This window comes from Streptococcus mitis (assembly GCF_002096845.1).
Taxonomy (GTDB): Bacteria; Bacillota; Bacilli; order Lactobacillales; family Streptococcaceae; genus Streptococcus; species Streptococcus mitis_A.
In genome coordinates this window covers 142,023-164,048 of the sequence record NZ_NCVK01000018.1, presented here as the reverse complement: position 1 = coordinate 164,048, position 22,026 = coordinate 142,023, and the positions used below count along the sequence as shown (strand labels likewise).

Genomic DNA, 22,026 nt, shown 5'->3' with positions numbered 1-22,026 from the left:
GGTGTTTATGTTTTGTCATAGTGAATCTCATTTCTAACTCAAACGTCTCATACTTAATTCCACCATAAAAATCCGTTTTAGACTAATTTCCACTTCGGTTAGGTAAGTGGAAGTTACTTTGAGAAGTTACCTAAAATATTAGAATTGTCAAAACAATCTGTCTAGGCTTGATTTTATGGCTTATTTACTATAAAATGAGAAGGAAAAACGTCAAACTTTTATATTGCAAATAGGAGAAAACATGACAAAAACATTAAAACGTCCTGAGGTTTTATCGCCTGCAGGGACTTTAGAGAAGCTAAAGGTAGCTGTTCAATATGGAGCAGATGCTGTCTTTATCGGTGGTCAGGCCTATGGTCTTCGTAGCCGTGCAGGTAACTTTACCTTTGAACAAATGGAAGAAGGTGTCCAGTTTGCTGCCAAGTACGGTGCAAAGGTCTATGTAGCTGCCAACATGGTTATGCACGAAGGAAATGAAGAGGGGGCTGGTGAGTGGTTCCGTAAACTGCGTGATATCGGGATTGCAGCAGTTATCGTATCTGACCCAGCATTGATTATGATTGCAGCGACAGAAGCGCCAGGCCTTGAAATTCACCTTTCAACTCAAGCCAGTGCAACTAACTATGAAACTCTTGAGTTCTGGAAAGAACTGGGCTTAACACGTGTCGTTTTGGCACGTGAGGTTTCGATGGAAGAATTGGCAGAAATTCGCAAACGTACAGATGTTGAGATTGAAGCCTTTGTACATGGTGCCATGTGTATTTCTTACTCTGGTCGTTGTACTCTTTCAAATCACATGAGTATGCGTGATGCCAACCGTGGTGGATGTTCTCAGTCTTGCCGTTGGAAGTACGACCTTTACGATATGCCATTTGGGAAAGAACGTAAGAGTCTGAAGGGTGAAATTCCTGAAGAATTTTCAATGTCAGCCGTTGATATGTCTATGATTGACCATATTCCAGATATGATTGAAAATGGTGTGGACAGTCTGAAGATTGAAGGACGTATGAAGTCTATTCACTATGTTTCAACAGTAACCAACTGCTATAAGGCAGCTGTTGATGCTTATTTAGAAAGTCCAGAAAAATTTGAAGCTATCAAGCAAGACTTGATTGATGAGATGTGGAAGGTTGCCCAACGTGAATTGGCAACAGGTTTCTACTATGGTACACCATCTGAAAATGAGCAGTTATTCGGTGCTCGTCGTAAAATTCCTGAGTACAAGTTTGTTGCTGAAGTAGTTTCTTATGATGATGCGACACAAACAGCAACTATTCGTCAACGGAACGTCATTAACGAAGGGGACCAAGTTGAGTTTTATGGCCCAGGTTTCCGTCATTTTGAAACTTATATCGAAGATTTACATGATGCCAAAGGCAATAAAATCGACCGCGCTCCAAATCCAATGGAACTCTTGACAATCAAGGTGCCTCAACCTGTTCAAGCAGGAGACATGGTTCGTGCATTAAAAGAAGGACTCATCAATCTCTACAAAGAAGATGGAACCAGTGTCACAGTTCGAGCTTAGGAAAGGAAAAGTAAATGACAGAGGCACAGGGTTTCTTAGTAGATAAGCAAACAAGATGTATTCATTATCATAGCAAGTTGGATATTATTGCTTTACAATGCTATGACTGTAAAAAGTACTATGCTTGTTATCGGTGTCATGATTCATTAGAAAATCACCCTTTTGAGCCCTATCCCTTATCTTTGATACAGGATAAGCCTATTTTATGTGGTGTTTGTCTAAAACTACTAACATATAAGCAATATAAAGAAAGCTTAAGTTGCCCCTTTTGTTTTTCTCGCTTTAATCCAGGTTGCCAAAATCATAAGGAACGCTATTTTAAATAGCAAATCATCTAGTTTTGAAGTAGTCTAAAACTCAATTCCAAGAGAAAATGAAGTAAATATTCTTATAATAAACTGTATAGTATCAAGTTTTTCAATACTTTATACTATACAGTTTTTTGATTTTCAAGCCTTTTTACCCAGCATCTTTTCAATATTTTTCAGAAAGGTCTTGATAAAAGTTGTATTTATTACAAATTTTTTCCAAAGTTTTCTATATAATAGACTCAAAAATAGTGAAATTGTAAATAATTTTCATTAAACGCTTTCAATGTTAGTAAAAAGTTGACAAATCCAATTTTTAGGACTAAACTAAGTAAGTAAATTTTAATTAAAAGGAGAATTCGTCATGAATTTAACATTTTTCGGTCTATGTCTTGCCTGTATGGGTGTGTCTCTTGGTGAGGGTATGTTGATGAATGGTTTGTTGAAATCAGTAGCTCGCCAACCAGATATTATCGCTGAGTTTCGTAGTTTGATGTTTTTAGGGGTTGCCTTTATTGAAGGAACTTTCTTCGTAACTCTTGTCTTCTCATTTATTATTAAATAACGAAATATAAATTGGAGAAGGGAGAATGTTAGATGGAAGAAAGTATCAATCCAACCATCAATATTGGTCCTGTTACCTTTGATTTAACTTTGACAGCCTTGACTTTGCTGTCTGTGTTTCTGATTTTTACATTTATCTATTGGGCAAGTCGGAATATGACCTTGAAACCCAAAGGTAAACAAAATGTACTAGAGTATCTCTATGATTTTGTAATTGGATTTACAGAACCTAACCTTGGTTCCCACTACATGAAAGATTACTCACTCTTTTACTTATGTTTATTTCTTTTTATGGTCATCGCCAATAATCTTGGTTTGATGGCTAAACTTCAAACAACAGATGGAACAAACCTTTGGACATCGCCAACTGCAAATCTTTCATTTGACCTTGTCTTGTCTTTCTGTATTATTGTGATGGCGCATATTGAGGGGATTCGTCGTCGTGGGATTAAACAATACCTAAAAGGTTTTGTAACTCCTGCATTTATGACACCGATGAATCTACTTGAAGAAGTCACGAATTTCCTTTCTCTTGCTTTGCGGATTTTTGGGAATATCTTTGCAGGTGAAGTAATGACAAGCTTGCTTCTCTTACTTTCACATCAGGCTATTTTTTGGTATCCAATCGCATTTGGGACAAACTTAGTTTGGACTGCATTTTCCGTGTTCATTTCTTGTGTACAGGCCTATGTCTTTACACTATTATCCTCTATGTACCTAGGAAATAAAATTAATGATGAAGAGTAGAAAGGAGTAACTGATGCACGTAACAGTAGGTGAATTAATTGGTAATTTTATTTTAATCGCTGGCTCTTTTATCCTTTTGCTAGTCTTGATTAAAAAATTTGCATGGTCTAATATTACAGGCATTTTCGAAGAAAGAGCTGAAAAAATTGCTTCAGATATTGACAGAGCTGAAGAAGCACGTCAAAAAGCAGAAGTATTGGCTCAAAAACGCGAAGATGAATTGGCTGGTAGCCGTAAAGAAGCTAAGACAATCATTGAGAATGCGAAAGAAACAGCTGAGAAAAGTAAGGCTAGTATTTTAGCAGATGCTAAACTAGAAGCAGGACGCTTAAAAGAAAAAGCAAACCAAGAAATTGCTCAAAACAAAGCTGAAGCTTTACAAAGCGTTAAGGGTGAGGTAGCAGATTTGACAATCAGCTTGGCTGGTAAAATCATCTCACAAAACCTTGACGGTCATGCCCATAAAGAACTCATTGATCAGTATATCGATCAGCTAGGAGAAGCTTAATGGACAAGAAAACAGTAAAGGTAATTGAAAAATACAGCATGCCTTTTGTCCAATTGGTACTTGAAAAAGGAGAAGAAGACCGCATCTTTTCAGACTTGACTCAAATCAAGCAAGTTGCTGAAGAAACAGGTTTACCTTCTTTTTTAAAAAAAGTGGCAGTAGACGAGTCGGATAAGGAAAAAACAATTGCTTTCTTCCAAGACTCTGTGTCACCTTTATTGCAAAACTTGATCCAGGTTCTGGCATACAATCACAGAGCAAATCTTTTTTATGATGTGCTTGTAGCTTGCTTGAACCGACTTGAAAAAGAAACAAATCGATTTGAAGTGACGATTGCTTCAGCTCATCCTTTAACAGATGAACAAAAGAGTCGCTTGCTCCCTTTGATTGAGAAAAAAATGTCTCTGAAAGTAAGGAGTGTAAAAGAACAAATCGATGAAAGTCTCATTGGTGGTTTTGTCATTTTTGCCAATCACAAGACAATTGATGTGAGTATTAAACAACAACTTAAAGTTGTTAAAGAAAATTTGAAATAGAAAGTGGTGTTCTTTTGGCAATTAACGCACAAGAAATCAGCGCTTTAATTAAGCAACAAATTGAAAATTTCAAACCCAATTTTGATGTGGCTGAAACAGGTGTTGTAACCTATATCGGGGATGGTATCGCGCGTGCTCACGGTCTTGAAAATGCTATGAGTGGAGAGTTGTTGATTTTTGAAAACGGCTCTTATGGTATGGCTCAAAACTTGGAGTCAACAGACGTTGGTATTATCATCCTAGGTGACTTTACAGATATCCGTGAAGGCGATACAATCCGCCGTACAGGTAAAATCATGGAAGTCCCAGTAGGTGAAAGTCTGATTGGTCGTGTTGTGGATCCGCTTGGTCGTCCGGTTGACGGTCTTGGAGAAACCCACACTGATAAAACTCGTCCAGTAGAAGCACCAGCTCCTGGTGTTATGCAACGTAAGTCTGTATCAGAACCATTGCAAACTGGTTTGAAAGCTATTGACGCCCTTGTACCGATTGGTCGTGGTCAACGTGAGTTGATTATCGGTGACCGTCAGACAGGGAAAACAACCATTGCGATTGATACAATCTTGAACCAAAAAGGTCAAGATATGATCTGTATCTACGTAGCGATTGGACAAAAAGAATCAACAGTTCGTACGCAAGTAGAAACACTACGTCAGTACGGTGCCTTGGACTACACAATCGTTGTGACTGCCTCTGCTTCACAACCATCTCCATTGCTTTTCCTAGCTCCTTATGCTGGGGTTGCCATGGCAGAAGAATTTATGTACCAAGGAAAACATGTTTTGATCGTTTATGATGATTTATCAAAACAAGCGGTAGCTTATCGTGAACTGTCTCTCTTGCTTCGTCGTCCTCCAGGTCGTGAAGCTTTCCCAGGGGATGTTTTCTATCTTCACAGCCGTTTGCTTGAGCGCTCAGCTAAAGTTTCTGATGAACTTGGTGGTGGTTCAATTACTGCCCTGCCATTTATCGAGACACAAGCAGGAGATATCTCTGCCTATATCGCAACCAATGTGATTTCTATCACTGACGGACAAATCTTCCTTGGAGATGGTCTCTTCAATGCGGGTATTCGTCCAGCCATCGATGCGGGTTCATCTGTATCACGTGTAGGTGGTTCTGCACAAATCAAAGCCATGAAGAAGGTTGCTGGTACACTTCGTATCGACCTTGCTTCATACCGTGAGTTGGAAGCCTTCACTAAGTTTGGTTCTGACTTGGATGCAGCAACACAGGCTAAATTGAACCGTGGACGTCGTACAGTTGAAGTCTTGAAACAACCTGTTCACAAACCATTGCCTGTTGAGAAACAAGTAACCATTCTTTATGCTTTGACACATGGTTTCTTGGATACTGTTCCAGTAGATGATATTGTTCGTTTCGAGGAAGAGTTCCATGCCTTCTTTGATGCTCAACATCCTGAGATTTTGGAAACCATTCGTGATACAAAAGACTTGCCAGAAGAAGCAGTCTTGGATGCTGCGATTACAGAGTTTCTCAATCAAACCAGCTTCCAATAAGAATAGAGGTGTCAGATGGCAGTATCTCTAAATGATATTAAAACAAAAATCGCCTCAACAAAAAATACGAGTCAAATCACTAATGCCATGCAAATGGTATCGGCTGCTAAGCTAGGTCGCTCTGAAGAAGCAGCTCGTAACTTCCAAGTATACGCTCAAAAAGTTCGCAAGCTCTTGACAGATATCCTTCATGGTAATGGAGCTGGTGGCTCAACCAATCCGATGTTGATTAGCCGTCCAGTTAAGAAGACAGGCTATATCGTCATTACTTCAGACCGCGGTTTGGTTGGAGGTTATAATTCTTCTATTTTGAAAGCTGTTATGGAGTTGAAGGAAGAATACCATCCAGATGGTACAGGTTTTGAAATGATCTGTATTGGTGGAATGGGAGCTGATTTCTTTAAAGCTCGTGGTATTCAACCACTTTATGAACTACGTGGCTTGGCAGACCAACCTAGCTTTGATGAAGTTCGTAAGATTATTTCAAAAACTGTTGAAATGTATCAAAATGAACTTTTTGATGAGCTCTATGTCTGTTACAACCACCATGTCAACACACTAACCAGTCAAATGCGTGTGGAACAAATGCTTCCGATTGTTGACTTGGATCCAAATGAAGCGGATGAAGACTACAGCTTGACTTTTGAATTGGAGACAGGCCGAGAAGAAATTTTGGAGCAGTTGTTGCCTCAGTTTGCAGAAAGTATGATTTACGGGGCTATTATCGATGCCAAGACAGCTGAAAATGCTGCCGGTATGACAGCCATGCAAACAGCGACAGATAATGCTAAGAAAGTCATCAATGATTTGACAATTCAGTATAACCGTGCCAGACAGGCGGCGATTACACAAGAAATTACAGAAATCGTAGCAGGAGCTAGTGCCTTAGAATAGGCTCTAGTCCAGCTCGTATGAAAATGAACTTATACTCAATGAAAATCAAAGAGCAAACTAGGAAGCTAGCCGCAGGCTGCTCAAAACATTGTTTTGAGGTTGCAGATAGAGCTGACGTGGTTTGAAGAGATTTTCGAAGAGTATTAGGACCTAGTTGAGCTAGGAACCGACAGTATCTTATATAGAATAGGAGAAGGAGATGAGTTCAGGTAAAATTGCTCAGGTTATCGGTCCCGTTGTAGACGTCTTGTTTGCAGCAGGGGAAAAACTTCCTGAGATTAACAATGCACTTGTCGTCTACAAAAATGACGAAAGAAAAACAAAAATCGTCCTTGAAGTAGCCTTGGAGTTGGGAGATGGTATGGTCCGTACTATCGCCATGGAATCAACAGATGGGTTGACTCGTGGAATGGAAGTATTGGACACAGGTCGTCCAATCTCTGTACCAGTAGGTAAAGAAACTTTGGGACGTGTCTTCAACGTTTTGGGAGATACCATTGACTTGGAAGCTCCTTTCACAGAAGACGCAGAGCGTCAGCCAATTCATAAAAAAGCTCCAACTTTTGATGAGTTGTCTACCTCTTCTGAAATCCTTGAAACAGGGATTAAGGTTATCGACCTTCTTGCCCCTTACCTTAAAGGTGGTAAGGTTGGACTTTTCGGTGGTGCCGGAGTTGGTAAAACCGTCTTGATTCAAGAATTGATTCACAACATTGCCCAAGAACACGGTGGTATTTCAGTATTTACTGGTGTTGGGGAACGTACTCGTGAGGGGAATGACCTATACTGGGAAATGAAAGAATCAGGTGTTATCGAGAAAACAGCCATGGTATTTGGTCAGATGAATGAGCCGCCAGGAGCACGTATGCGTGTTGCCCTTACTGGTTTGACAATCGCTGAATACTTCCGTGATGTAGAAGGCCAAGACGTGCTTCTCTTTATCGATAATATCTTCCGTTTCACTCAGGCTGGTTCAGAAGTATCTGCCCTTTTGGGTCGTATGCCATCAGCCGTTGGTTACCAACCAACACTTGCTACGGAAATGGGTCAATTGCAAGAACGTATCACATCAACCAAGAAAGGTTCTGTAACCTCTATCCAGGCTATCTATGTGCCAGCGGATGACTATACTGACCCAGCGCCAGCAACAGCCTTCGCTCACTTGGATTCAACAACAAACTTGGAACGTAAGCTGGTACAATTGGGTATCTACCCAGCCGTTGACCCACTTGCTTCAAGCTCACGTGCCTTGGCACCTGAAATCGTTGGAGAAGAGCACTATGCAGTTGCTGCTGAAGTAAAACGTGTCCTTCAACGTTACCATGAATTGCAAGATATCATTGCTATCCTTGGTATGGATGAGCTTTCTGATGAAGAAAAGACCTTGGTTGCTCGTGCCCGTCGTATCCAGTTCTTCTTGTCACAAAACTTCAACGTTGCGGAACAATTTACTGGTCAGCCAGGTTCTTATGTTCCAGTTGCTGAAACTGTACGTGGCTTTAAGGAAATCCTTGATGGTAAACATGACCACTTGCCAGAAGATGCCTTCCGTGGTGTAGGTTCTATCGAAGATGTGATTGCAAAAGCTGAAAAAATGGGATTTTAAGAGGTGATCTATGGCTCAGTTAACTGTCCAGATCGTGACACCAGATGGTCTCGTCTATGATCACCATGCCAGCTATGTATCGGTTCGAACTCTGGATGGTGAGATGGGGATCTTGCCACGACATGAAAATATGATTGCGGTTTTAGCAGTTGATGAAGTAAAGGTAAAGCGTATTGATGATGAAGATCACGTGAACTGGATTGCAGTAAACGGAGGCGTTATTGAAATTGCCAATAATACCATCACAATCGTTGCGGATTCTGCAGAACGTGCTCGTGATATCGATATCAGTCGTGCAGAACGTGCCAAGCTTCGAGCAGAGCGTGAAATTGAAGAAGCACAAGATAAAAACTTGATTGACCAAGAACGTCGTGCTAAGATTGCTTTGCAACGTGCCATTAACCGGATTAATGTCGGAAAAAGACTATAAGAAAAAAATGAACTTGAGTTACCAAGTTCATTTTTTATTTTTTCTTAAGGGGCAAAACTGATGCAGACCGCTTCTGGAACATGGAAGTCGTTGGAAAGTTCTGCTAGACGACCAGTTTCAGGATTGCGTTTAAAAACGGTTGCATTGTCAGAGTCTTGATGGACAGCAATGACAAATTCTTGGTCTGGTGTCAAATCAAAATCACGTGGAGTCTGACCATGTGTCGGAACGATTTCTAACAACTCTAAGCTACCGTCCGCAAGGATTGTATATACTGCGATAGAATCATGGCCACGGTTAGAAGCGTAGAGGTATTTACCGTCTTTAGAGAGACGAATAGCAGCAGTACCATTAAAGCCTTCATAACCATCTGGTAGAGTTGAAATGACTTGCATGCGTTCAAATTCGCCAACACCATCGTAGATTAGAACCTCGATAGTGCTATTGAGTTCACAAATCAGATAAGCGATTTTATAGTGGTTATGGAAAATGATATGGCGTGAGCCTGCTCCTGGCTGGCTATGATAGGTATAGAGCTTAGATAATTTTCCTTCTGAATCAAGATCATAAGTGATGACTTGGTCAGTACCTAAGTCGCAGGTCACTAGATAGTGGTCAGGTGTTAAGTCTGTAAAGTGAACATGGGGCGAAGCTTGGTTTTCATGTGGACCTTGGCCATTATGTTGATCTATATCACTAAGTAGAAGACGACCATCTTCCTGACGTTTATAAACAAGGACCTGTCCTTTATGGTAGTTGGCTGCATAGACCAAATCACGCTTTTCATCAACGGCAACATAACAGTGGGGAGCTCCTTCTTCCACGACATGATTTAATAAAGTCCCGTCAGTTTGATAGGCTGCAATTCCTCCCTTATCTTCTTGACTACCAACTGTATATAGATGTTGGTCTTGGTCAAAGGCAAGATAGGTCGGACTTGGTTCAGGTGCAAAGAGTTCTAGATTTGAAAGCTGACCAGTTTCTGTATCGAAGTCTGCCTTGTAAATCCCTTGGGAAGTACGACGTGTATAAGTTCCAAAATAAACAGTTTCTTTCATAACTTTACCTCTACATAAAGATAAGACTATTATATCACAAAAATTGTAGTTGGAGGAACTCTATAACATATAAATGCATATAATAAAATATCAAATTTAATCTGATTTTGTATTGCTTTCCTTTTGAAAAGTGCTATAATAATCCTATACAAATTGCAAAGGAGTTTTTTATGAAAAAACGTGTTTTCTTAGCAGCTGGAGTTGCTGTACTCTCAGCAGCTGTTCTAGCAGCTTGTTCATCTGGTAATGGGAATAAAGAAGCAACTAAACCAGTTACTTATTCCTATGTATTTTCATCAGATCCTGCGACTCTGGATTATACAGTTTCGGGGAAAAATTCTACAAAACAGATTACTGGTAATGTCATTGATGGACTACTAGAAAATGATCAATACGGGAATCTAGTACCATCAGTTGCAGAAGATTGGACTGTTTCCAAAGATGGTTTGACCTATACCTATAAAATTCGTAAGGGTATCAAGTGGTATACCAATGAAGGAGAAGAGTATGGAGAAGTTAAGGCTCAAGACTTTGTAACTGGTTTAAAACACGCAGCTGACAAGAAATCAGAAGCACTTTATCTTGTACAGGATTCTATCAAAGGATTGGATGACTATGTAAATGGGAAAACAACGGATTTTTCTACTGTTGGTGTAAAAGCAACAGACGATTATACTGTAGTCTATACTTTAAACAATCCAGAATCTTTCTGGAATTCGAAGACAACAATGGGAGTTCTTGCTCCTGTTAGCGAAAACTTTTTAGCTTCTAAAGGAGATGACTTTGGTAAGGCGACTGATGTAACAAGCATTCTATACAATGGGGCTTATCTTCTAAAAGGTCTTACATCTAAATCTTCTATTGAAATGACTAAAAACCAAAACTATTGGGATAAACAAAATGTCTTTATTGATGATATTAAGTTGTCTTACTTTGATGGTCAGGACGCAGACTCTCTTGGACGTGGTTTTGATGAAGGAAATTATCCTGCAGCACCTCTCTTTAAAAACTCTGCTAACTATGAACGGCTAAAAGAAAAATACAAAGATAACATTATTTATAGTCAACAACAAGGAACGACTTTCTATATTTCGACGAATATTGACCGTGTTGCCTACAATCACACCGCTAAAACAAGTGATGCAGAAAAATCATCTACTAAGAAGGCTTTGCTGAACAAAGATTTCCGTCAATCCTTGGCTTTTGCTATAGATCGTAAAGCAGGAATCTCTCAAGTATTTGGGGACGAAGTAGCACCTCGTAAGTTACGGACAAGTTTCACTCCTCCAACCTTTGTACAAGTAGGGGATCAAACATTTGGTCAAGTTACTAAGACAGAATTGGATAAATTGGATAATGTCTGGAAAGATGTTAGTCTTGATGATGCCCAGGATTCACTTCATAATGTAGATAAGGCTAAAGCTAAATTGGAAGCTGCTAAGAAAACTCTTCAAGCTGATGGAGTACAGTTCCCTATTCATTTAGATATTCCAGTATCTTCTACTCGTCCAGATTTTGTGCGTCAAGCTCAATCTTATAAACAATCCATCGAGGAAGCTATTGGAGTAGACAATGTTGTAGTTGATATTCAACAAGTTTCTGACGATGAATTGTCAAGTATGACAGTTCTAGCTACTTCTAATACTAATACTGACTGGGATATTAATGTAAATAGTGGATGGTCACCTGATTACGCAGATCCTTCAACTTATCTAGATATATTTGATCCAACATCTGGACCAAATCTTCTTAGTTCCTTAGGTGTAACACCAGGTAAAGACAGTTCAGTAATCAAAGCTGTTGGCTTAGATAAGTTTAAAGAGTTAATTACTGATGCTAATAGTGAGAAAACAAATCTTGAAAAACGATATGCCAAATATGCCAAAGCTCAAGCTTGGTTAACAGATAATGCCTTGGTTATTCCTGTACAATCAAACGGTGCCCAAATGCTCGTAACGAAGAAAGTTCTTGGAACAGGTGCCTATGGTTGGGTAGGTGATAAGACCGGTGAACTTAGCTATAAATATCTTAAACTCCAAGATAAGATTGTCACTACTAAAGAAATGGATGAGTTCCGCAAGAAATTTGCTGATGAAAAAGCCAAATCAAACGCTGATTATCAGAAGAACTTAGACCGTCATATTCAAGAATAATTGAATCTCCTCTTTTGAGGGGATTTTTGTTTAAACTTTATGTAAGCACTTTAAAAAAGAGTTATTTTTATTTGAAAATGATATAATGGAAGGACAAAAGAAAGGAAGTATTTATGGAGCAAAAAGAGAAACATTTTAGCCTATCTTGGTTTTTCAAGTGGTTTTTGGATAACAAGGCCATTACGGTATTCTTAGTAACCTTGTTATTGGGACTGAATCTTTTTATTTTAAGTAAGATTAGTTTTCTATTTTCACCTGTTTTGGACTTTTTGGCAGTTGTGATGTTACCAGTCATTCTGTCTGGTCTGCTATATTATTTGTTGAATCCTATTGTTGATTGGATGGAGAAGAATAAGGTTAATCGTGTTATAGCTATCACTATTGTCTTTGTCATCATCGCTCTCTTTATCATTTGGGGCTTGGCAGTAGCTATTCCAAATCTGCAACGTCAGGTCTTAACATTTGCAAGAAATGTACCAATCTACCTAGAAGATGCTGACAGGGTTATTAATGATTTGGTAACCAAGCATTTACCAGATGATTTCAGGCTTCAGTTAGAACAAGTTTTGACAAACTTCTCTAGTCAGGCTACAGTTTGGGCAAGTAAAGTTTCTTCTCAGGCAGTCAACTGGGTGAGCGCCTTTATTAGCGGAACTTCTCAAGTGATTGTTGCTTTGATTATCGTTCCTTTCATGCTCTTTTATCTCTTGCGTGATGGGAAAGGCTTGCGAAACTATTTGACCCAATTCATGCCGACGAAATTGAAGGAACCTGTAGGACAGGTTTTGTCAGATGTGAATCAACAGTTGTCCAACTATGTTAGAGGGCAAGTAACAGTAGCTATTATTGTAGCAGTAATGTTTATCATATTCTTCAAGATTATCGGTCTACGTTATGCGGTTACGCTGGGTGTTACTGCTGGTATTTTAAATCTGGTTCCTTATCTTGGTAGTTTCCTAGCCATGCTTCCTGCCTTAGTATTGGGCTTGATTGCTGGGCCAGTCATGCTTTTGAAAGTGGTGATTGTCTTTATCGTAGAACAAACTATTGAAGGCCGTTTTGTTTCGCCACTGATTTTGGGAAGCCAATTAAACATCCATCCCATTAATGTTCTCTTTGTTTTGTTAACTTCAGGATCCATGTTTGGTATCTGGGGAGTCTTGCTCGGTATTCCGGTTTATGCCTCTGCAAAAGTTGTCATTTCAGCGATTTTTGAATGGTATAAGGTAGTTAGTGGCCTATATGAACTAGAGGGAGAGGAAGTCAAGAGTGAACAATAGTCAACAGATGTTACAGGCTTTGGAAGAGCAAGATTTAGTTAAGGCAGAGCACTATTTCGTTAAAGCTTTAGAAAATGATCCAAATGACCTTCTGTATGAGTTGGCAACTTATCTTGAAGGGATTGGTTTTTATCCTCAGGCCAAGGAAATTTACCTGAAAATTGTAGGGGATTTCCCAGAGGTTAATCTTAATCTAGCAGCTATTGCTAGCGAGGATGGTCAAATCGAAGAAGCCTTTGCTTATCTTGAGGAAATCCAAGCTGACAGTGACTGGTATGTTTCGGCTTTGGCTCTTAAGGCAGACCTTTACCAGATGGAAGGTTTGACAGATGTAGCGCGTGAGAAACTGCTGGAGGCTTTGACCTACTCAGAGGATCCTCTCTTGATATTGGGTTTAGCAGAGTTGGATAGTGAGTTGGAAAATTACCAAGAAGCTATTCAAGGCTATGCCCAGTTAGATAATCGTACTATTTATGAGCAAACAGGCATTTCTACCTATCAGCGGATTGGCTTTGCCTATGCACAGTTGGGGAAATTTGAAACGGCCACAGAGTTTTTAGAAAAAGCCTTGGAGTTAGAATACGATGACCTAACAGCTTTTGAGTTGGCTAGTCTTTACTTTGATCGAGAAGAATACCAAAAGGCTGTCCTCTACTTTAAGCAGCTTGATACCATTTCTCCTGACTTTGAAGGCTATGAGTATGGTTATAGTCAGGCCTTGCATAAGGAACATCAAGTTCAAGAAGCCCTGCGTATCGCTAAGCAAGGCTTAGAGAAAAATCCTTTTGAAACTCGTCTCTTACTGGCTGCTTCACAATTTTCTTATGAATTGCATGATGCTAGTGGTGCAGAGAACTACCTCCTTATTGCTAAAGAAGATGCTGAGGATACGGAAGAAATCTTACTCCGTCTAGCAACTATTTATCTAGAACAGGAACGTTATGAGGACATTCTAGACTTGCAAAGTGAGGAGCCAGAAAATCTCTTGACCAAGTGGATGATTGCTCGTTCCTATCAGGAAATGGACGATTTGGATACTGCCTATGAGCTTTACCAAGAGTTGGCAGGAGATTTAAAGGACAATCCAGAGTTTCTGGAACACTATATCTATCTCTTGCGTGAATTGGGCTACTTTGAGGAAGCCAAAGTCAATGCCCAAGCTTACTTAAAACTAGTTCCAGATGATGTGCAAATGCAAGAATTGTTTGAGACATTGTAAGAATCCATTAGTTACAGAAAACTGCAAGTTATTACTAGAGGATAACTGCGGTTTTTTGTTTTTAAAATGTATTGTTTTTAACTAATACTCAATGAAAATCAAAGAGTAAAATAGAAAACTAGCCACAGGCTGCTCAAAACACTGTTTTGAGGTTGTAGATAAGACTGACGAAGTCAGTCACATATATATGGCAAGGCGACGTTGACGTGGTTTGAATTTGATTTTCGAAGAGTATAATATATTCTCTTGAAAAAAGTTATAACTAGGATTATAATATAAAATTATGAGTGACATAGGAGGGAAATAATACTTGATACGATAGCTCTACCTATTGAAGTCCGACACCTTATTCTCATTTTATTGTCTTGTTTTTCTGGTTTTATCATTGGCTATGAAAGAAAGTCTAAGCACAAGCAGGCCGGGAGAAAGACTTATATTTTGGTTGCCTTAACTGCAACTTTAATGATGATTTTATCAAAAGAAGCCTTCTTGGATACGCCTAATTATGATACTTCTAGGGTTGCGACCCAAATTGTCAGTGGAATTAGTTTCATTGGTGGTGGTATTATTTTCATGAGGGATAAAAAAATCAGTGGTATCACCACAGCAGCTGGTATTTGGGCAACTGCAGGTATTGGGATGGCAATTGGGGCAGGTTTTGCTTTTCTAGGTTTATTTTGTAGTCTAATTGTTGTCCTTGTTCAGAAAAGTAGCTCCAAATTTTTGAAAAGCGATACTCATTATCATATAAGAATGACTGGATTTGTAACCAATAAACCTTCAATAGATACCTTGGATATTCTCATTGAACAGAAGGGATTTTACAATCTAAATATTGACATGGATAGGAATGAAAGTGGTTATAATCTTACGATTAGAGCAGATAACGATAAATCCATTTCTTACAAAAATATGGCTGAGGTTTTATGGCAATGTGACGAGAATTTTTATATAAATCAGGTTAAGATTGTTTCATTGGAAGGATAGAGTTTTGTGTTCATAGCAAAACTCTTATTGGTGAATGGGGAAAGATACTTTTTATTCCCTATACTATGTATCAGGAGGAATTGACATAAAAGCATCAGATTAGCGCAGATAACATAATGAACTGGGAATATCTTGAAAACAAAGATTAGTTTATAAGTTTTGGAACCGTTTTCCATCACAATCTTTCGGGAAAGTAGTTGCTAAAAGATGTAAAAATTGATAGAATAAGGATTGTCTAAAAAATTTTAAGGAGAATCTATCAAATGGATTTCACATGGGCAATTAAATATGCCACTGAATTTTTGGGAACTGCTATTTTGATCATTCTTGGAAATGGTGCAGTTGCCAACGTTGAACTTAAAGGTACGAAAGGTCACCAAAGTGGCTGGATCGTTATCGCTGTTGGTTATGGTATGGGGGTTATGATCCCAGCCTTGATGTTTGGTAACGTATCTGGAAACCACATCAACCCAGCCTTCACTCTTGGACTTGCGATCAGCGGTCTCTTCCCTTGGGCACAAGTTGCGCCTTATATCATCGCACAAGTTTTGGGTGCTATCTTTGGTCAAGCCTTGGTTGTGGCAACACACCGCCCATACTACTTGAAAACTGAAAATCCAAACAACATCTTGGGTACTTTCTCAACAATTTCAAGTTTGGATAATGGGTCAAAAGAATCACATTTCGCAGCAACTGTTAATGGTTTTGTAAATGAGTTTGTTGGTTCATTTGTTCTTTTCTTTGCAGCCCTTGGATTGACTAAAAACTTCTTTGGTTCTGAAGTGCTTCAATACATGAAACAAATGGCTAGTCAAGCAGGTCAAAATGTTGACTTTTCTGATTTAGCAATCAAAGCCCAAGTAGCACCACATACTGCTTCAGGACTTTCAGTAGCTCACTTGGCACTTGGATTCCTTGTTATGGCCTTGGTAACATCACTTGGTGGACCTACAGGACCTGCCTTGAACCCAGCTCGTGACTTGGGACCACGTCTCCTTCATGCTTTCCTTCCAAAATCAGTTCTTGGTGAGCACAAAGGCGATTCAAAATGGTGGTATTCTTGGGTACCAGTAGTAGCGCCTATCGCAGCAGCGATTGCGGCAGTAGCTATCTTCAAATTCCTTTACCTATAAGAAATTTAGTTCTCAATCTATTGTAATGGATTGAAGAAAAAATAAAAACGCATAATATTGTGCTGACCCCAAAAAGTTAGACAATTAATTTAAGCAAAGGATTTAGTTCTGTATTGTACAGGGCTAAGTCCTTTTAGTTTTACCTTAATTCGTTTGTTGTTGTAGTAATCAATATAGTCTACAATGGCTTGTTCCAATTGCTTAAGCGACTGAAATGACTTCTCATAACCATAAAACATTTCAGACTTAAGAATGCCAAAGAAAGATTCCATCATACCGTTATCTGGGCTATTTCCCTTACGTGACATAGATGGTTGGATTCCCTTATTCTTAAAAAAATGATGATAGAAATCGTGTTGGTATTGCCCTCCTTGGTCACTATGGAGAATTGTATTTTCGTAATGGTTCTCTGTAAAGGCTTGTTCTAGCATAGCTTTCATTTGTACTAAGTTCGGCGAAGTAGAAAGATTGTAGGAGATAATTTCGCTGTTAAAGCCATCTAAAACTGGTGATAAATAAAGCTTTTAGCTACTTGCTGGAATGGCAAATTCTGTCACATCTGTGTAGCACTTTTGCATTGGTTTGGTTGCTTCAAATTGGCGTTGAATGAGATTCTCTGCTTTATTGCCAATCTCTCTTTGGTAGGAAGAATACTTTCGTTTACGGCGAATTCGAGCACTTAAACCAAGTACTTTCATCAGACGCTGCACCTTCTTATGGTTCACTACGAAGCCACGATTTCGTAATTCTAGAGTCATGCGACGATAGCCGTAATTTCCTTTATGCTCAGTATAAATTGACTGAATTTCAGCTTTAATATCATAATCTTTATCGTTTTGATCTAGCTGTTTTAAGTGGTAATAATAGGTTGAACGGGCAAACTTAATAATCTTTAGAAGGATATCTAAAGAAAACTCTGTTACCAGTCCTTGAACAATTTCCGTTTTTCTTCTTGCTCCTTTTCGTCCCTCAATCGGAGTTCTCTCAACTTTTTTAGAATGGCATTCTCCGCTCTCAAGTACTCATTTTCTGCTTGAAGACGTTCTAATTCTGTCATATCTTCAAATCTTTTCTTTGGCTTACGTCCCATTTTAGGTGCTCTCCCTCTTGTTCTCTCAACAATAGTATACCCGTTTTTCTTATATTGTGCCAGCCAATTCGAAAGTATCCACTACTTGGAAGAGCATAATCCAGAGACGCCCTAATTTGTGAATGCCCCTCAAGAAGAACTTTATCAATGATCTCTTGTTTTAGTTCAGGAGAATAGTAACAATTCTTTCCTTTTTTGACGATTTCTATTCCATAACGATTAATCGATTTAATCATGTACTGAAGATTAGAAATGTTTATCCCAAATTGATTTGAAAGTTGTCTAAAGCTCTCTCCTTTCTTTCTTAATTCATATATTTGAACTTTATCTTCATAAGTTAATTTCATAATAAAAACACCCCAAAAGTTAGATTTTTATGTCTAACTTTTGGGGTGCAGTTCAGGTTCTATTAAGATCTTTTTTGTTATCCTTGACATTACTGATGGTCCGTACACCGTAGTTATAGACCCCATAAGTCACAAAGGGCAAGAAAAATGACAAAATAATGTTGACTGAGTTGAAGTAACCATAGTCAGTTCGGTCCAAGATACGCGCTACATAGGTTCCAGTTAGGATGGGAAAAATAATATTCAAGACACGAATTCCCATGTAAGATAGAGCATTTAATTTTATACTTTTCATTCAATTTACCTCGTTTTTCGTTCTATCATAAAGCTAGCTAATAAGAAATGAAAGGCAGTAAGTCAAGCGATCACTTTGAAGTCTCAAAGTTTTATTTTAAGTTTTCTTTAAGGAAACTATATTATTCTGAAGAACTCTAAAATTTCACAGTCATTTATTGGTAATGACTACAGAATTCCTAGTCATTACTAGAAATGGACTAGTTTCTTTGAAGAATGGAACTCCTTAATCCTTCTATTCTAGAACGGGAGGGTCGGTATTTCTTTCATGATAGGACTAGATTGTGGTATAATAGAGAGAATAAGTTTTTTTAGTAAGACAAAGGAGAAAATAGATGATTTATGCAGGAATTCTTGCTGGTGGAACTGGCACACGTATGGGAATCAGTAACTTGCCAAAACAATTTTTAGAGCTAGGTGATCGACCTATCTTGGTTCATACAATTGAAAAATTTGTCTTGGAACCAAGTATTGAAAAAATTGTTGTTGGGGTTCATGGAGACTGGGTTTCTCATGCAGAAGATCTTGTAGATAAATATCTTCCTCTTCATAAGGAACGTATCATCATTACAAAAGGTGGTGCTGACCGTAATACGAGTATTGAGAAAATCATTGAAGCTATCGATGCTTATCGTCCGCTTACTCCAGAGGATATCGTTGTTACCCATGATTCTGTTCGTCCATTTATTACACTTCGCATGATTCAAGACAATATCAAACTTGCCCAAAATCATGACGCAGTGGACACAGTGGTAGAAGCGGTTGATACTATCGTTGAAAGCACTAACGGTCAATTCATTACAGATATTCCAAATCGTGCTCACCTCTATCAAGGACAAACACCTCAAACATTCCGTTGCAAGGACTTCATGGATCTTTACGGTTCCCTCTCTGCTGAAGAGAAGGAAATCTTGACAGATGCATGTAAAATCTTTGTGATCAAAGGAAAAGATGTAGCCTTGGCTAAAGGTGAATATTCAAATCTGAAAATTACTACAGTAACAGATCTGAAGATTGCAAAAAGTATGATTGAGAAAGACTAGTAAAATGATTAATCAAATTTATCAACTAACTAAGCCTAAGTTTATCAATGTCAAATACCAGGAAGAGGCTATTGACCAAGAAAATCATATCCTCATCCGCCCTAACTATATGGCTGTCTGTCATGCGGATCAGCGTTACTATCAGGGAAAACGTGATCCGAAGATTTTGAATAAAAAGCTTCCAATGGCAATGATTCACGAGTCATGTGGAACCGTCATTTCTGACCCGACAGGAACCTACGAGGTTGGTCAAAAAGTTGTCATGATTCCGAATCAGCCTCCTATGCAGAGCGATGAAGAATTCTATGAGAACTACATGACAGGGACCCATTTCTTGTCTAGTGGTTTTGATGGCTTTATGAGAGAGTTTGTTTCTCTCCCTAAAGATCGCGTGGTGGCTTATGATGCTATTGAAGATACGGTTGCAGCCATTACAGAGTTTGTCAGTGTCGGTATGCACGCTATGAATCGTCTATTGACCCTTGCTCATAGCAAGCGGGACCGAATCGCCGTTATCGGAGATGGAAGTTTAGCTTTTGTAGTTGCCAATATTATCAATTATACTTTGCCAGAAGTAGAGATTGTAGTTATTGGTCGTCATTGGGAAAAATTGGAACTTTTCTCATTTGCCAAAGAATGCTATATTACTGACAATATTCCTGAAGATTTGGCCTTTGACCATGCTTTTGAGTGTTGTGGTGGTGATGGTACTGGACCAGCCATTAATGACTTGATTCGCTATATTCGTCCTCAGGGAACGATTCTCATGATGGGTGTTAGCGAGTATAAAGTCAATCTCAATACACGCGACGCCTTAGAAAAAGGCTTGCTCTTGGTTGGGTCCTCTCGTTCTGGTCGCATTGATTTTGAAAATGCCATCCAAATGATGGAAGTCAAGAAATTTGCCAATCGTCTTAAAAATATCCTTTATCTAGAAGAACCTGTAAGAGAAATTAAAGATATTCACCGTGTCTTTGCAACCGATTTAAACACAGCCTTTAAAACCGTGTTTAAGTGGGAAGTATAAGTGCTGGAGGTTAATTGTGGAGAAAATCATTAAAGAAAAAATTTCTTCCTTACTTAGTGCAGAAGAGGAAGTCCTCAGTGTTGAACAACTGGGGGGAATGACCAATCAAAACTATTTGGTCAAAACAACAAATAAGCAATACATTGTTAAGTTCTTTGGTAAAGGGACAGAAAAACTGATCAATCGTCAAGATGAAAAGTACAATCTTGAACTACTAAAGGATTTAGACTTAGATGTAAAAAATTATCTTTTTGATATTGAATCTGGTATCAAAGTAAATGAGTATATCGAATCTGCAATCACGCTTGATTCAACTACAATCAAGACCAAATTTGATAAAATTGCTCCAATATTACAAACTATTCATGCTTCTGGCAAGGAATTAAGAGGAGAATTTGCTCCTTTTGAAGAAATCAAAAAATACGAATCTTTGATTGAAGAAAAAATCCCTTATGCTAATTATGAAGCTGTTCGAGAAGAAGTCTTCTCCTTAGAGAAAAGACTGGCTGACTTAGGTGTTGACAGAAAATCTTGTCATATCGATTTGGTGCCTGAAAACTTTATCGAATCACCTCAAGGACGTCTATATCTGATTGACTGGGAATATTCATCAATGAACGATCCAATGTGGGATTTGGCTGCTCTCTTTTTAGAATCTGAATTCACTCGTCAAGAGGAAGAAGCCTTCTTATCTCACTATGAGAGTGAGCAAACACCTGTCTCTCGTGAAAAGATTGCCATTTATAAAATTTTACAAGATGCTATTTGGAGTCTATGGACAGTCTACAAAGAAGAGCAAGGTGCAGATTTTGGTGACTATGGTGTGAGTCGTTACCAAAGAGCTGTTAAAGGTTTGGCTTATTATGGAGGTTCTGATGAAAAATAAAAATGGAGTTTCTTTTGGTCTACTCTCAGGTATTTTCTGGGGTTTAGGTCTAACGATTAGTGCTTATATCTTTTCGATTTTTACAGATTTGTCGCCCTTTGTGGTGGCCGCTGCTCATGATTTCTTGAGTATCTTTATCTTACTAGCTTTTCTGTTGGTAAAAGAAGGAAAAGTGCGTCTCTCAATTTTCTTAAATATTCGCAATGTTAGTGTGATCATCGGAGCCTTGCTAGCAGGTCCTATCGGTATGCAGGCCAATCTTTATGCAGTTAAGTATATCGGAAGTTCCTTGGCTTCATCGGTATCTGCTATCTACCCTGCAGTTTCAGTTTTATTGGCTTTCTTTTTCTTGAAGCACAAGATTTCTAAGAATACTATATTTGGGATTGTCTTGATTATTGGAGGGATTATTGCTCAAACTTATAAGGTTGAACAGGTTAATTCCTTCTACATTGGTATTCTCTGTGCTTTGGTTTGTGCTATTGCATGGGGAAGTGAGAGTGTTCTTAGCTCTTTTGCTATGGAAAGTGAATTGAGTGAAATAGAAGCCCTCTTAATCCGTCAAGTGACTTCATTCTTATCATATCTTGTGATTGTGCTCTTCTCTCATCAATCATTTGCAGAAGTAGCCAATGGGCAATTGTTAGGTCTTATGATTGTCTTTGCAGCCTTTGATATGATTTCCTATTTGGCTTATTATATCGCTATCAATCGCTTGCAACCAGCCAAGGCTACAGGCTTGAACGTGAGCTATGTAGTATGGACAGTCTTGTTCGCAGTTGTTTTCTTGGGTGCACCGCTAGATATGCTGACAATTATTACGTCACTTGTCGTTATTGCTGGAGTTTATATTATTATTAAAGAATAA

20 protein-coding genes and 2 pseudogenes are annotated in these 22,026 nt (G+C 38.7%); 19 read left to right on the top strand and 3 right to left on the bottom strand.

The window, feature by feature from the left end; translation table 11 throughout:
* Positions 1-241 precede the first annotated feature (241 nt).
* The 10 genes from B7695_RS05835 (at position 242) to B7695_RS05785 (ending at position 8,641) form a co-directional block, all read left to right on the top strand.
* Positions 242-1,528, top strand: coding sequence for a peptidase U32 family protein (locus tag B7695_RS05835; protein ID WP_049503610.1), 1,287 nt, complete (start codon positions 242-244; stop codon positions 1,526-1,528).
* Between the two features lie 14 nt (positions 1,529-1,542).
* On the top strand, positions 1,543-1,854 hold the full coding sequence (locus B7695_RS05830) for a CHY zinc finger protein (RefSeq protein WP_084890382.1): 312 nt from the start codon (positions 1,543-1,545) through the stop codon (positions 1,852-1,854).
* A gap of 346 nt (positions 1,855-2,200) precedes the next feature.
* Positions 2,201-2,401: a F0F1 ATP synthase subunit C gene (locus tag B7695_RS05825; RefSeq protein ID WP_001054559.1), complete on the top strand. Its 201-nt coding sequence runs from the start codon at positions 2,201-2,203 to the stop codon at positions 2,399-2,401.
* A 32-nt stretch (positions 2,402-2,433) separates the two neighbouring features.
* Positions 2,434-3,147, top strand: a complete 714-nt coding sequence (gene atpB / locus B7695_RS05820) for a F0F1 ATP synthase subunit A (protein WP_084890380.1) — start codon at positions 2,434-2,436, stop codon at positions 3,145-3,147.
* A 13-nt stretch (positions 3,148-3,160) separates the two neighbouring features.
* Positions 3,161-3,655 (top strand): F0F1 ATP synthase subunit B, encoded by a 495-nt coding sequence (gene atpF, locus B7695_RS05815; RefSeq protein ID WP_000558549.1) that lies wholly within the window; start codon positions 3,161-3,163, stop codon positions 3,653-3,655.
* Positions 3,655-4,191, top strand: a complete 537-nt coding sequence (locus B7695_RS05810) for a F0F1 ATP synthase subunit delta (RefSeq protein WP_084890378.1) — start codon at positions 3,655-3,657, stop codon at positions 4,189-4,191. Before atpF ends, B7695_RS05810 begins: the two co-directional genes overlap by 1 nt.
* Positions 4,192-4,205: 14 nt before the next feature.
* The gene (atpA, locus tag B7695_RS05805) at positions 4,206-5,711 is read left to right on the top strand and encodes a F0F1 ATP synthase subunit alpha (RefSeq protein WP_084890376.1); all 1,506 of its coding nucleotides are present in this window, start codon (positions 4,206-4,208) and stop codon (positions 5,709-5,711) included.
* A gap of 15 nt (positions 5,712-5,726) precedes the next feature.
* Positions 5,727-6,605: a F0F1 ATP synthase subunit gamma gene (locus tag B7695_RS05800; protein ID WP_000301220.1), complete on the top strand. Its 879-nt coding sequence runs from the start codon at positions 5,727-5,729 to the stop codon at positions 6,603-6,605.
* Positions 6,606-6,804: 199 nt separating this feature from the next.
* Positions 6,805-8,211, top strand: a complete 1,407-nt coding sequence (atpD, locus tag B7695_RS05790; protein WP_000094357.1) for a F0F1 ATP synthase subunit beta — start codon at positions 6,805-6,807, stop codon at positions 8,209-8,211.
* Between the two features lie 10 nt (positions 8,212-8,221).
* Entirely contained in the window at positions 8,222-8,641 is a 420-nt protein-coding gene (locus B7695_RS05785) for a F0F1 ATP synthase subunit epsilon (RefSeq protein WP_000068043.1), read from the top strand.
* Between the two features lie 44 nt (positions 8,642-8,685).
* Here the strand turns inward: B7695_RS05785 and B7695_RS05780 are convergent, their stop codons facing one another.
* Positions 8,686-9,699, bottom strand: coding sequence for a lactonase family protein (locus B7695_RS05780; RefSeq protein WP_084890374.1), 1,014 nt, complete (start codon positions 9,697-9,699; stop codon positions 8,686-8,688).
* Positions 9,700-9,869: 170 nt separating this feature from the next.
* Here B7695_RS05780 and B7695_RS05775 point away from each other — a divergent pair, with 170 nt between their 5' ends.
* The 5 genes from B7695_RS05775 (at position 9,870) to gla (ending at position 16,471) form a co-directional block, all read left to right on the top strand.
* Positions 9,870-11,852 (top strand): peptide ABC transporter substrate-binding protein, encoded by a 1,983-nt coding sequence (locus tag B7695_RS05775; protein WP_084890372.1) that lies wholly within the window; start codon positions 9,870-9,872, stop codon positions 11,850-11,852.
* 113 nt (positions 11,853-11,965) lie between these two features.
* On the top strand, positions 11,966-13,132 hold the full coding sequence (locus tag B7695_RS05770) for an AI-2E family transporter (protein ID WP_084890369.1): 1,167 nt from the start codon (positions 11,966-11,968) through the stop codon (positions 13,130-13,132).
* Positions 13,122-14,351: a tetratricopeptide repeat protein gene (locus B7695_RS05765; RefSeq protein WP_192855737.1), complete on the top strand. Its 1,230-nt coding sequence runs from the start codon at positions 13,122-13,124 to the stop codon at positions 14,349-14,351. The genes B7695_RS05770 and B7695_RS05765 overlap by 11 nt, the downstream gene beginning before the upstream one ends.
* Before the next feature lie 303 nt (positions 14,352-14,654).
* The gene (locus B7695_RS05760; protein ID WP_192855738.1) at positions 14,655-15,338 is read left to right on the top strand and encodes an MgtC/SapB family protein; all 684 of its coding nucleotides are present in this window, start codon (positions 14,655-14,657) and stop codon (positions 15,336-15,338) included.
* 263 nt (positions 15,339-15,601) lie between these two features.
* Positions 15,602-16,471: an aquaglyceroporin Gla gene (gla, locus tag B7695_RS05755; protein ID WP_084890364.1), complete on the top strand. Its 870-nt coding sequence runs from the start codon at positions 15,602-15,604 to the stop codon at positions 16,469-16,471.
* 89 nt (positions 16,472-16,560) lie between these two features.
* On the opposite strand, the pseudogene B7695_RS10815 reads toward gla, so the two are convergent.
* Both B7695_RS10815 and B7695_RS05735 read right to left on the bottom strand, forming a co-directional pair.
* A pseudogene (locus B7695_RS10815) lies at positions 16,561-17,908 on the bottom strand (IS3 family transposase).
* Positions 17,909-17,963: 55 nt separating this feature from the next.
* Positions 17,964-18,203 (bottom strand): annotated as a pseudogene (locus tag B7695_RS05735) (lipopolysaccharide biosynthesis protein); the annotation flags it as partial.
* A 334-nt stretch (positions 18,204-18,537) separates the two neighbouring features.
* Here B7695_RS05735 and B7695_RS05730 point away from each other — a divergent pair.
* The 4 genes from B7695_RS05730 to B7695_RS05715 are packed head-to-tail and all read left to right on the top strand — an operon-like array spanning position 18,538 to position 22,026.
* Complete coding sequence (locus B7695_RS05730; RefSeq protein WP_084890355.1) at positions 18,538-19,245, top strand: IspD/TarI family cytidylyltransferase; 708 nt, start codon at positions 18,538-18,540, stop codon at positions 19,243-19,245.
* Between the two features lie 4 nt (positions 19,246-19,249).
* Positions 19,250-20,272: a ribitol-5-phosphate dehydrogenase gene (locus tag B7695_RS05725; protein WP_084890353.1), complete on the top strand. Its 1,023-nt coding sequence runs from the start codon at positions 19,250-19,252 to the stop codon at positions 20,270-20,272.
* A gap of 16 nt (positions 20,273-20,288) precedes the next feature.
* A complete protein-coding gene (locus B7695_RS05720; protein WP_084890351.1) occupies positions 20,289-21,158 on the top strand; it encodes a phosphotransferase family protein in 870 nt (289 codons plus the stop codon).
* On the top strand, positions 21,148-22,026 hold the full coding sequence (locus B7695_RS05715; RefSeq protein WP_084890349.1) for a DMT family transporter: 879 nt from the start codon (positions 21,148-21,150) through the stop codon (positions 22,024-22,026). Before B7695_RS05720 ends, B7695_RS05715 begins: the two co-directional genes overlap by 11 nt.